This window comes from Candidatus Avelusimicrobium fimicolum, from assembly GCF_021632165.1.
GTDB lineage: Bacteria > Elusimicrobiota > Elusimicrobia > Elusimicrobiales > Elusimicrobiaceae > Avelusimicrobium > Avelusimicrobium fimicola.
Window position 1 is genome coordinate 1 of sequence record NZ_JAJWTS010000028.1, and the last position, 11374, is coordinate 11374.

Annotated in this window: 9 protein-coding genes and 1 tRNA gene; 4 read left to right on the forward strand and 6 right to left on the reverse strand. The window is 46.2% G+C overall.

What is annotated here, in order from left to right; translation table 11 throughout:
* Positions 1-123: 123 nt before the first annotated feature.
* From ACQY2K_RS07860 to ACQY2K_RS07880, 5 genes are all read right to left on the reverse strand, one after another.
* Complete coding sequence (locus ACQY2K_RS07860) at positions 124-2640, reverse strand: ATP-dependent helicase (RefSeq protein ID WP_428041402.1); 2517 nt, start codon at positions 2638-2640, stop codon at positions 124-126.
* Positions 2641-2657: 17 nt separating this feature from the next.
* On the reverse strand, positions 2658-3599 hold the full coding sequence (locus tag ACQY2K_RS07865) for an HTH domain-containing protein (RefSeq protein WP_428041403.1): 942 nt from the start codon (positions 3597-3599) through the stop codon (positions 2658-2660).
* A gap of 3 nt (positions 3600-3602) precedes the next feature.
* Positions 3603-4847: a 23S rRNA (uracil(1939)-C(5))-methyltransferase RlmD gene (gene rlmD, locus ACQY2K_RS07870; protein WP_428041404.1), complete on the reverse strand. Its 1245-nt coding sequence runs from the start codon at positions 4845-4847 to the stop codon at positions 3603-3605.
* Positions 4819-5892 carry a redox-regulated ATPase YchF gene (ychF, locus tag ACQY2K_RS07875; protein ID WP_428039926.1) on the reverse strand — a complete coding sequence of 358 codons (1074 nt, stop codon included), beginning with the start codon at positions 5890-5892 and terminating at the stop codon, positions 4819-4821. The genes rlmD and ychF overlap by 29 nt, the downstream gene beginning before the upstream one ends.
* 116 nt (positions 5893-6008) lie before the next feature.
* Positions 6009-6082: transfer RNA gene (locus tag ACQY2K_RS07880), tRNA-Glu, on the reverse strand.
* Positions 6083-6185: 103 nt separating this feature from the next.
* Here ACQY2K_RS07880 and ACQY2K_RS07885 point away from each other — a divergent pair.
* The 4 genes from ACQY2K_RS07885 (at position 6186) to ACQY2K_RS07900 (ending at position 10809) form a co-directional block, all read left to right on the forward strand.
* Positions 6186-7250, forward strand: coding sequence for a DUF1646 family protein (locus ACQY2K_RS07885; protein ID WP_428041405.1), 1065 nt, complete (start codon positions 6186-6188; stop codon positions 7248-7250).
* A 105-nt stretch (positions 7251-7355) separates the two neighbouring features.
* Positions 7356-9911, forward strand: coding sequence for an alpha-glucan family phosphorylase (gene glgP / locus ACQY2K_RS07890; protein ID WP_428041406.1), 2556 nt, complete (start codon positions 7356-7358; stop codon positions 9909-9911).
* Between the two features lie 108 nt (positions 9912-10019).
* Complete coding sequence (locus ACQY2K_RS07895) at positions 10020-10304, forward strand: GIY-YIG nuclease family protein (RefSeq protein WP_177746145.1); 285 nt, start codon at positions 10020-10022, stop codon at positions 10302-10304.
* Positions 10305-10350: 46 nt separating this feature from the next.
* A complete protein-coding gene (locus tag ACQY2K_RS07900) occupies positions 10351-10809 on the forward strand; it encodes a tRNA (cytidine(34)-2'-O)-methyltransferase (protein ID WP_428041407.1) in 459 nt (152 codons plus the stop codon).
* 56 nt (positions 10810-10865) lie between these two features.
* Here the strand turns inward: ACQY2K_RS07900 and ACQY2K_RS07905 are convergent, their stop codons facing one another.
* Complete coding sequence (locus ACQY2K_RS07905; protein WP_428041408.1) at positions 10866-11309, reverse strand: type IV pilin protein; 444 nt, start codon at positions 11307-11309, stop codon at positions 10866-10868.
* Between the last annotated feature and the right edge of the window lie 65 nt (positions 11310-11374).

Sequence of the window (11374 nt, forward strand, 5' to 3'; positions counted from 1 at the left end):
TATCCGGCCTTAATTTTCAAAATTTTAACAAAAAAAAAAAATAAAACAACCCTTTTAACATAAACAACGAAAAAGCCGCAAGGGCAATACACCCTTGCGGCTTTTCCTATTAAAACTACGCTTTTACAATAATTCAAGCGGGGCAAATTTCAGCATAAAGGTACGCCGTACCCCATTGCCAAAAAGGACAGTAATTTTGGCACTGTCGCCGGAGCCTGCCACTTGGACAATTTTTCCTTGCCCGAATACCCCGTGTTTGACAAGTCCGCCCACAGCCACACCGTCCGCATTTTTAGGAGCCGGTTCTGCCGGTTTAGAAACCGCCTGTTGGCCGGCCGTCGGGAACGGATACGCACGCCCCTTAGGAAACTGCCGCGGCTCCGCCGCCGGAGCAGGCATCGGGCGGGAATAGAGCGAACCAAAACCGGGCGTAGAATTATAAGAAGATGACTCGTAATCCAAATCGTTATCTTCTATTTCGTAGCCGTCCTCGTCATAGCGTTTTTGGAAACGGCTCTTGCTGGCATAGCCTTCAAAATTTTGGTAACGGTTATTGCCGCCAAAATTATTGCGCCCGCGGGAATATCCCCCGCCGTAATTGCCGCCGGAATAGGAACCGCCCGCACCCGCGCCGTACAAACCGTATTTAGAGTGATAATCCGTATAGCGGGGTTGTGTGCTTTCGCGCACTTCACTCTCATCTAAAAGTCCGCTTTCAAACAAAAAGCGGGAAGGCAAATTATCCTGCCGTTGTCCAAATTTGCGGCGAGATTGGGCATACGTTAAAAAGAGTTTTTCGCGCGCACGCGTCATTGCCACATAACACAAGCGGCGTTCTTCTTCCAATTCGTCCTCATTATCCTTGCAAATGGGAAACAGGTTTTCTTCCAAGCCGGTTACAAACACATTGTTAAATTCCAACCCCTTTGCCAGGTGAACGGTCATCAGGGTTACGGCGCCGCCTTCACCCGCGTTGGAATCATCTTCGCCGGATAAGAGGGAAATTTCCTGCAAAAAGTCCGATACAGACGGCTCTTTTTCGCCCTTGTGGCAGCGCTCCTCGTATTCTTTTACGGCGTTGATAAGCGCGTCCAAGTTTTGCAAGCGGGATTCGGCTTCGGGGTCCTTTTCCATTTCGGCTTTTACGGCATCCATATAGCCGGATTCCACTAAAATTTTGTGAAAGATATCCGCCGGGTCCGTCAAAAGCATATCCCCGCGCCAATTTTCAAACAGTTGGACCAGACGCAACGCGGCTTTTAAGGCCATTGCACTAACGCCCGGCACATAGGCCGCGTTTTTTAAGGCATCATACAACGAAAGGTGATTTTCTTCCGCGTATGCCATAAAACGGTCCTGCGCTACCTTGCCGAGCCCGCGGGCAGGCGTATTGATAATGCGCAAAAGACTTACGTTATCGGCGGGATTAATCAAAATGCGCGCATAGCACATAATGTCTTTAATTTCCTTACGGTCGTAGAAGCGGACCGTCCCCACCAAGCGGTACGGAATTTGATAACGGCGGAAGGAGTCTTCAAAACTGCGGCTCTGTGCATTGGTGCGGTAAAAAACAGCCACCTCCTTCAAACTGGCGCCCTCATCCACCAAGGCTTTAATATTTTGGCTGACCCAACGTGCTTCATCGCCCTCCGTTAAAAGTTCGCGCACCTCAATTGGGTCGCCTTGTGATTTATCGGTAAAAAGATTTTTTTCCTTGCGTTTTTTATTTTTGGTAATCAAACGGTTGGAGGCTTCCAAAATAACTTTGGTAGAGCGGTAATTCTGCTCCAAGGTAATAGTTTTTACATCTTGGAAATCTTTTTCAAATTCCAAGATGTTGCGGATATTGGCTCCGCGCCAAGAATAAATGCTTTGGTCGGGGTCCCCCACCACGCACAATTTACGGCGTTTGGCAGCCAGCATTTTGGTAATTAGGTACTGGGTATGGTTTGTATCCTGATACTCGTCCACTAAAATATATTCAAAAAATTCTTGGTAATAGGAGCGGATATCCTCGTGGTCGCGCAATAGAACAACTGTCTTTACAAGCAAATCGCCAAAATCTAACGCGCCCGCTTCTTTAAGTTTCTGTTCGTAGCGGCGATAGACTTCGGCGGCGCGGATTTTAAAATCCAGCCCGCTGGCTGTTGCGCTTTGCATCATTGTTTCAGGCGAAACCATATCGTCTTTGGCGCGGGAAATCAAACCGACAATTTGGCTGATTTCCTTTTTAGGGTCTTTGATACCCATTTGCTCCAAAATCAGGCTGACTACTTTCTTTTGGTCGGAATCGTCGTAAATAGCAAAATCGCGCGACAGACCGAGTGCTTGTGCGTTCTGACGCAAAATACGCACGCCAAACGAGTGGAAGGTGTGAATCCAAACCTTTTTCCCCGCCCCCGGCGCCAATGAATCCACGCGCTCGCGCATTTCCTGCGCGGCCTTATTGGTAAATGTTACCGCCAAAATACGGGCCGGGTGATAGCCGTCCGCAATTAATTTCGCGATTTTGGTGGTTAGGGTTTTGGTCTTGCCCGTCCCGGCACCGGCCACAATCAGGCAAGGTCCGGCATCATAATTGACGGCCTCCAACTGTTGGGGGTTTAAAGATTTTAATGATTCTTCCAAAGTCATGGGCATATTAAAAATAGTCCTTTTTAGATAAGACCTTTTTCTTGAAAAATTTTGTTATGTTCTGTGATATATCTAGATAAATCCTCATCCGAGAGGATTTTATCGTAATTGCTTTCTGTTACTTCGTTCGTTTTTTTATTTTTTAAAACTCTATCAACAAAAATTTTAAAATCATCATTCTTTTCAACCAACATATCCAAAGTATCAGAATCTATTATACTACGAGTTCTGGCGGGAACGAGAAGTTCGCTTTCTTGCGGGTGAATTACATCTAACTTAATAATACCGATACCGAAAGCATTTCCCAAGCGCTCTAAATCGGGAATAATATCCATATCAATTTTGGGTGCAACCAAATATCCTTCGTGAGCCCAAGAAGAATTAGAAACCGCCTGAAAATAATATTCTTTATAATTATCTGCCAGCAATTCCCATTTCATTTCAAAAGAGAATAACTTATAAGTATTGGATTGTAGTATTTCCAACAATTCAAGTGTTTCTTTCTTATATCCATTAAAGGGGAAATAAACCCCAACAATATCTGGATGAATCCATTTATTTAAACCTGCTTTTTCTCTATTGGATTTCTCGTGATAAATTGTTTTAGTATATGCTTCAAAATGTCCATTAGAATGTACAAATACGGACAATAATGGATGTAAAACTCTTTCGTTATCTTTGGGAACTATAGATTGGGAATTTGATTGGGGTAATATTACAGCAGAACTATACTTTTTTACTTTAAGGCCAAAAACTTTGGGGCGATTTCCTTGCGAAAAAAACTTGCCGTCATTCTTTTTAGCATTCGTATATAAACTGGCACCCAATGAAGCCCAGGGAGTTTTACCATCAGATTCAAGAGGAATTTTTTCCTTTTGAATCTGCTCCCAGATTTCGCCAACAGACAACATTCTAGAATTTTTTTCTAAAACCTGTTCTGCCGCCTGTAAGTATTTGTTTGCCATAATTTATCCCCTTAATTTCATTTGCACGAAGGTTTCAATATGCTCGCTGTGCGGGAAAAAGTCAAAGGCTTCTACGTGCAAAATTTCGTAGTGCTGGGTAAGAATTTTCAAATCGCTTGCCAGCGTAACCGGATTACAGGAAATGTAGAGTACATTTTCCACGCCCGATTCTGCCACCGCCTTGGCCGCCTTGGGATGCATCCCGCCCCGGGGCGGGTCCAAAATAATAAGGGCCTCTTTACGTTCAAGGGGTTGTTCCTTGACAAAATCTTCCACCTTGGAGCAGAAGAATTGCACATTGGAAACCCCGTTAATTTTGGCATTTTCAATCCCATTATATACGGCAGGGGCTACGCTTTCCACGCAAATACTTTTTTCGCACAAATCAGCGCACGACAGCGAAAAACTGCCCGCCCCGCCGTACAAATCGTAAATGCGTTTCGGCGCGAGTTTTTTAACCACCCCACGCACGCGGGAATACATCTTTTGCGCGGTTTTGGTATTGGTTTGAAAAAAAGATTGGGGCGAAAGTTTAAACACTATTTCGCGCTCTTTTTGCCCTTTTTCGTTGGTTAAAAAAATGCGCTCTAAAATAAAATCTTTTCCTTTTAATACGCGCAGGGATTCGGGCGCGGCGGTATCGGCCAGCCCGTTATTGACGGCGGCCATAATATTAGCATTGGGCAAAACGGACTCCACCGTTTGCACAAAAGTTTTTTCGTTAAAATCGTCCGTTACAAACAGCACAACGATTTCTTCCCCGGTGTTTTTACCCTCGCGAACCATTAAGTGGCGCAAAATTCCCGTATGCTTGCGTTGGTCGTAATATTCCAAATTTTCGGCTTTTGCCCAGGCGCGGATAGCGTTCAAAAGAGGAATTAGTTTGTCGTTAAACAAATAACACTCCTCTATATCCACCGCTCTGTCCCAACGGCCCTTTAATTTAAAACCGAGCGCGCTTTCAAATTCCAGCGGGCGGGTTTTATTGGCGGGGTCCTTTTTATCGTAATCGTCGCGCCATTTAACCTGGTGGCAGAAACCAAGTTCCACCTTGTTGCGGAAATTGACCGGTTCGTCCGTTACGGTTACCGGGATTTCCCCTTGCCAAAATTCTTTTAAGGTTTCTTGCAGTTTGGCCTGTTTTTTGGCTACTTGCTCCCCGTAGGACAAGTTCAAAAGGGCGCATCCGCCACATTTACCGAAATGTTTGCACGAAATATTAGGCATTGATTTTAAACAGGCAGACATCGCCGTCCTTTACAATATAGTCTTTCCCTTCGGAGCGGATTAAACCGTGTTCGCGCAGGGCTTTTTCGCTGCCAAACTTGGCTAAATCGTCAAAAGTGTAAACATCAGCGCGGATAAAGCCTTTTTCAAAATCGCTGTGGATTTTGCCCGCCGCTTGCGGAGCCGTACACCCTACGGGAATTAGCCAACTGCGCACTTCCACTTCGCTCCCAGCGGTAAAATAGGTGCAAAGGTTCAAGAGTTTCATCCCCTCGCGAACCACTTTTTCCAAGCCTGTATAATCGTTACCCGTTTCGGCCAAAAAGGCGTGTTTTTCCTCCTCGCTAAATTCAGCGATATCCGCCTCAAATTTAACAGACAACTCCAAAAAGCCCGCTCCGTTTTCTTTGGCGTATTTGGCTACCTTTTCGGCATTTTCCACATTGCGCTTTTCCGAATTGTTGCCCACATACAGCACTGGTTTGGCGGTTAAAAATTGATAATCTTTCAGTTCTTCCGGCTCTAATTGCAGGGAACTGACCGGTTTGCCGTTTTCCAGAGCGGCCTTGATTTCCTTCATCCGTTCCCAGGCGGCTACGGCATCTTTTTTGCCGCTTTTGGCATTGGATCCCAGACGGTCGCATACCTTGGTGGCCGTTTCCAAATCGGCAAGCATTAATTCCGTATTAATTACCTCAATGTCGCGCAAGGGGTCCACCGAGTTCATCACGTGGGTTACGTTTTCATCTTCAAACAAACGCACCACGTGTATAATGGCGTCCACTTCGCGGATGTTGGCTAAAAATTTATTGCCTAGCCCTTCGCCTTGGCTCGCGCCCTTTACGATACCGGCAATATCCACAAATTTAATAAAAGCGGCGGTTTTTTTAGGAGGATTAAACATTTCAAACAACTTATCCAACCGTTTATCCGGTATAGGCACAATGCCCACGTTTGGCTCAATGGTGCAGAACGGATAGTTGCTCGCTTCCGCTCCGGCGCAGGTCAGCGCATTAAAAAGGGTAGATTTGCCTACGTTAGGCAGACCGACGATACCGATTTCCATAGTAAAAGACTCCTTGAATATAATAAAACGGACGATTAGTTATATTTTAGCATTTTAGGCTAGGCCTAGGGACGGCATAAAAAACCCCGCCGGATGCGGGGTTTAAAAGGAGAAAACGTCCCGTACGAGATTCGAACTCGTGATCTCCGCCTTGAGAGGGCGGCGTCCTGGACCGCTAGACGAACGGGACCTTTAAATTAATTTTATCATATTTTTTCCCGGTGCGTAAGCACTCCCCGAATATTCCGCTTTTTTTATATAATAATTTTATCTTACCTTTACAGGGGGCTGTTATGGAATTAGCCGTATGGCAGACGACGTTACTGTCGCTATTAATCGCAATCGTTCTCTTTTTGCCGCTTACCGTACACAAAGTGGAAGAAAACTTGGAAGCTTTTTTGTTCCTGTGCGGAATTATTGCGGTTTCCGTTTCCAAAATGTGGAGCGGACATCTGGTTTTGACTGCGCTGGAAGACCCAATCAAAATCACATTAGCCGTTTTAATTGCGGGTTTACTTTTCCGCAAATTCAATGTGCATTTGCAAAAACTGACACACAAGGCCGTTAAAACCATCGGTCTGCGCTGGACGTTGTTTTTAATCGTCTTTTTACTTGGGCTTACGTCCAGCATTATTACCGCTATTATCGCGGCGCTTATCTTGGCGGAAGTTACCGTAATGCTCCCCTTGGAACGCAAGGGCCGCACGCGCCTGGTGGTATTTTCGTGCTTTGCTATCGGTATGGGTGCAGTGCTTACCTCCATTGGCGAGCCGTTGGGAACGGTAGTGCTTTCCAAATTAAAAGGCGCGCCGCATTTTGCCGATTTTTGGTTCCTGCTGGAACACTTGGGCTGGTATGTTTTTGGCGGGGTACTGTTAATGGCCGGTATGGCCAGTTCTATTCGCGCAGACGTTATTCAAAAGGCTCCCGGGCCCAAAGCCGCCGAAAACAATGAGGGCGACGGCCACACCATTAAAAGCATTGTGGTCCGCGCGGCCAAAGTATATTTGTTCGTAATGGCGTTAGTGTTTTTGGGCGACGGTTTAAAACCGCTTGCGATGCAGACCATTTCGCACTTATCAGCCAGTTGGCTTTATTGGATTAACTCCCTTTCCGCCGTGTTGGACAACGCCACCTTGGCCGCTATTGAGGTAACACCGGAAATCAGCACTCGCACGCTTACGTTTTTGCTGATGAGTTTGATTATCTCGGGCGGGATGCTCATCCCGGGCAATATTCCCAACATTATCTGCGCTTCCAAGTTGGGCATTAAGAGCAAAGAGTGGGCCAAACACGCCGTAGGTTTGGGCGCAGCCTTGATGATTGCCTGCTTTATCATCTTAAATGTAGTGCTGTAAACATCACTTGTTTTAACAGGGCCGCCAATCCGTTTGGAAAGGCGGCCTTTTTGTACCTTAATTTTATATAATTTCTGTATATTGAAATAACAAGGGGAGAACGTAATGAAAATCCATTCTTTTAACGTGCAGCCCAACTTACCCGAAAACATCAAGTTTTTGGAAGAGTTGGCCAATGATATGTGGTTTACCTGGAATTGGCGCGCCATCTTACTTTTTGTACAGGTAGATGCAAAACTGTGGATTACCGCCAAACGCAACCCGAAATGGTTTTTGGGCTGCGTACCTCAGAAACGCTTTGAAGAATTAAGCAAAGACCAGGCGTTTTTAGATAATTTAAATGCCGTCAAAACTTCTTACTACAACTATAAAAATAATCCAAACACCTGGTACCAGCAACACCGCCACGAAAACGGCAACCTGTTAACAGCCTATTTTTCTATGGAATACGGTATCGGCGAAGGTTTACCGATTTACTCCGGCGGGCTCGGTATGCTTGCGGGCGACCATATGAAATCCGCCAGCGACCTGGGTATGCCAATTATCGGCGTGGGTTTGTTCTACAAACAAGGCTATGTACAGCAGGTACTAAACCGTGAAGGGTGGCAGAACGAAGAATATCCGGATAACGACTGGGCTCATATGCCGGTAGAACGCGTAACCAAAGACGGCAAAGACATTACCGTAGATATCCAATTGGGAAGCGAAAACATTAAAGCCTGCATCTGGCGCGTACCTGTGGGGCGCACCTCTCTTTATTTGTTAGATACCAACTTGCAGGAAAATACCCCCGCACAGCGCGCCATTACCGAAAAACTCTACGGCGGCGACCGCGAAAACCGTATCCGCCAAGAAGTGGTCCTTGGTATCGGCGGTGTGAAAGCATTAGATGCTATGGGCATTAAACCGACCGTTTATCACATTAACGAGGGGCACAGCGCGTTCCTGCTTTTCCAACGCATTATTGACATTATGCGCGAAAAGAACCTGACGTTTGCCCAAGCGCGCGAAATTGTATGGGCTTCCTCCGTATTTACCACCCACACACCGGTTATTGCGGGAAACGAACACTTTGACCCCGCCCTCGTGCGCAAATATATGGACTTCTATGCCAAAGAAATGGGTATTTCTTGGGAAGAATTTTTAGCCTTAGGTAAAGAAAAGGCCAACTCTGCTACTTATTGTATGACGGTAGTTGCCCTGCGCTTGGCCGCCTTCTGCAACGGTGTAGCCAAACTGCACGGTAAAGTAAGCCGCGAAATGTGGCACAACCTCTGGCCCGAATTGCCTATCAGCGAAGTACCGATAACCAGCATTACCAACGGTATTCACAGTTCTTCTTGGATTTCGCACGAACTCAACGAACTGTACCGCAAATATTTATTCGGCAACAACCAAACCGGCGAAGTAGATCCTTCCGACACGCAAGCCTGGGAAAATATAACCAATATCCCCGACGGCGAGTTGTGGGACGTGCATACCGCACGCAAAAACAAACTGATTGATATGGTGCGCGGCCGTTTAAAACGCCAACTTACCCGCCAAGGCTTTGACGTGATGACCGTTAAAAAGGCTTCCAGCGTTTTGCGCCCCGACGTGCTGACCATTGGCTTCGCCCGCCGTTTTGCCACCTACAAACGCGCGACCTTGCTGTTTAAAGATTTGAACCGCTTGGATAAAATCATCAACAATCCGCAGCGCCCCGTCCAATTCGTTTTTGCGGGTAAAGCGCACCCGGCGGATACGGCCGGTAAAGAATTTATCAAACTGATTGTCGGCCTGACACAAAACGACCCTCGCTTTAAAGGCAAAATCGTTTTTGTGGAGGACTACAATATGAACGTCGCCCGCTATATGGTACAGGGCGTGGACGTATGGCTCAACAACCCGATTCGCCCGATGGAAGCCAGCGGCACGAGCGGTATGAAAGCCGCCTTAAACGGCGCACTTGCACTGTCTATTTTAGACGGCTGGTGGGACGAAGTGGGGCCGTGCGATTTCGGCTGGTCTATCGGCGGACCGGAAACGTACAAATCCGACGAAGAACGCGACACGGTGGAATCTGAATCGCTCTATAATTTAATTGAGCAGGATATTGCCCCCGCTTACTATGCCAAAGAAGTCGGCTCCGCTTATTCCTTGCCGTGGGTGTCGCTGATGAAGGAATCGGTCAAGCACATTGCCCCCTTCTTCAACACAAACCGTATGGTAAAGGAATATTACGAACGCTTCTATGTGCCCGCCAACAATTACAGCCTTATTTTAAATGAGCCCGGCAAAGCCGAAGCCGTAGCCGCCTGGCGCAGTAAAATTGCGGACAACTGGTACCGCGTGGGAGTAACCGATATCACCCCGCAACCCGAAAGTGCTATTTTAATGGGTGATAAGGTCAACTTTAAAGCCCGCGTGGTCTTGGGCGGACTGGCTCCGGAAGACATACAAGTAGAACTTTACTTGGGCCAACGCGGAACCCTGGGCGACATTGTCAAGGAAGATGCTATTGATATGACCTGCACCGGCAAAGACGGAGACGCTTACACTTATGAAGTATCTATGTCCCCGCTTAACAGCGGCCGCCAGGACTATGCCTTGCGTGTATTACCTTATAACACGAATATCCCCAGCGTATTAACGCCGCTCTTTATTCGTTGGGAAGAATAAGGTTATTCTTATAAAAACGGCCGGACTTTTCCGGCCGTTTTTTATAGTGCTCGTCTAATTAATCTGTCATTGCCGGCGTGGACCGGCAATCCAGGTCTTTTATAAGTTATGTCCACTTATGCGGTATATATTTTAGCCAGTAAACGCAATGGAACTCTGTACACAGGAGTAACCAATAATTTATTACGCCGTATTTGGGAACATAAAAATAATATTGTAGAAGGCTTTACTAAAAAATATAATGTGCACTTGCTTGTACACTATGAATTATTTACGGATATACGATTAGCACTTGCCAGAGAAAAAGAAATCAAGCAATGGACACGCGCTTGGAAAACACAACTAATTGAGAAAGATAACCCACTATGGAAAGATTTGTATTTTTCTTTATAAACAAACTGGATTGCCGGTCCACGCCGGCAATGACACAATAAAAATTATGCTAAATATTGTACTTGTAAACCCCGAAATTCCCTTTAATACGGGCAACATTGGCCGTTCGTGCGTAGCCACCAATACGCGCCTGCACTTAGTGGGCAAACTCGGCTTTAAAATTGCATCTAAGGAAATCCGCCGCTCGGGCCTGGACTATTGGCCCAATTTGGATTACCGCCGTTACGAAACGTGGGATGCTTTTTTGGAAGCCGAAAAACCAGCAGAGGAAAAAATGTTTTTTCTTTCCACGAAGGGTCAAAAATCTTATTGGGATGCCATTTTCCCACCCGATGCGTTCCTTATCTTTGGCGCTGAATCGTGCGGACTGCCCAAGGAATTTTACGAACGCTACCGAACCCGTCTGTTTACAATACCTATGACAGGCCCCGTCCGTTCGCTCAATCTTTCCTCGTCGGCGGCGATTGTGCTTTTTGAAGCCTTGCGCCAAAACCGCTTGAATTAGACAAAAAAACCCGCCGGCTGGCGGGTTTTTTACAAGTTTTTTTACAAAAGGGCCGCTTACAAAGGCAATACATATTTGCCGGAGGAATTTTTCTCCATACCTATATTTTGGCAGGTTTCCGCATCCCCCGTGCACTCAATGCTTATAAGTTCACCGTTTTGGTTAGTCGCCGTAAGCGTATAACTGCCCGTACGCGTAGTGGTAACAGTTACCTTGCTGTCGGAAAGAGTCATCTTAGGTGTTGAAAAATTAACGCTCTTAGTCATATCCACCCCGGTTACATTTCCGTTGGAATCCGTCAAACCCGCAAGGGAATACGAATTTTCGTTCATTACATATTTGGCATTTACCGCGTCGCTAATTGCACGGACATTGTTAATCCCTTCCGTTGCGCGGCCGCGCTCCATAGATGCGCGGTATTTGGGCAGACTGACCGTTACCAACACGCCTACAATTACCATTACAATCAACAATTCAATTAACGTAAAACCTTTCTTCATACAATTCCCCTTTCTTTAAAGATAGTTTATTATATAAATTTGCTCCGGCTTTTAATAGTATATAT

Excerpts from the sequence above, each read along its gene's own strand:
- ACQY2K_RS07860 (WP_428041402.1), bottom strand. The coding sequence starts at position 2,640 with ATGCCCATGACTTTGGAAGAATCATTAAAATCTTTAAACCCCCAACAG.
- ACQY2K_RS07885 (WP_428041405.1), top strand. The coding sequence starts at position 6,186 with ATGGAATTAGCCGTATGGCAGACGACGTTACTGTCGCTATTAATCGCA.
- ACQY2K_RS07905 (WP_428041408.1), bottom strand. The coding sequence starts at position 11,309 with ATGAAGAAAGGTTTTACGTTAATTGAATTGTTGATTGTAATGGTAATT.
- glgP (WP_428041406.1), top strand. The coding sequence starts at position 7,356 with ATGAAAATCCATTCTTTTAACGTGCAGCCCAACTTACCCGAAAACATC.
- ACQY2K_RS07895 (WP_177746145.1), top strand. The coding sequence starts at position 10,020 with ATGTCCACTTATGCGGTATATATTTTAGCCAGTAAACGCAATGGAACT.
- ychF (WP_428039926.1), bottom strand. The coding sequence starts at position 5,892 with ATGGAAATCGGTATCGTCGGTCTGCCTAACGTAGGCAAATCTACCCTT.
- ACQY2K_RS07865 (WP_428041403.1), bottom strand. The coding sequence starts at position 3,599 with ATGGCAAACAAATACTTACAGGCGGCAGAACAGGTTTTAGAAAAAAAT.
- rlmD (WP_428041404.1), bottom strand. The coding sequence starts at position 4,847 with ATGTCTGCCTGTTTAAAATCAATGCCTAATATTTCGTGCAAACATTTC.
- ACQY2K_RS07900 (WP_428041407.1), top strand. The coding sequence starts at position 10,351 with ATGCTAAATATTGTACTTGTAAACCCCGAAATTCCCTTTAATACGGGC.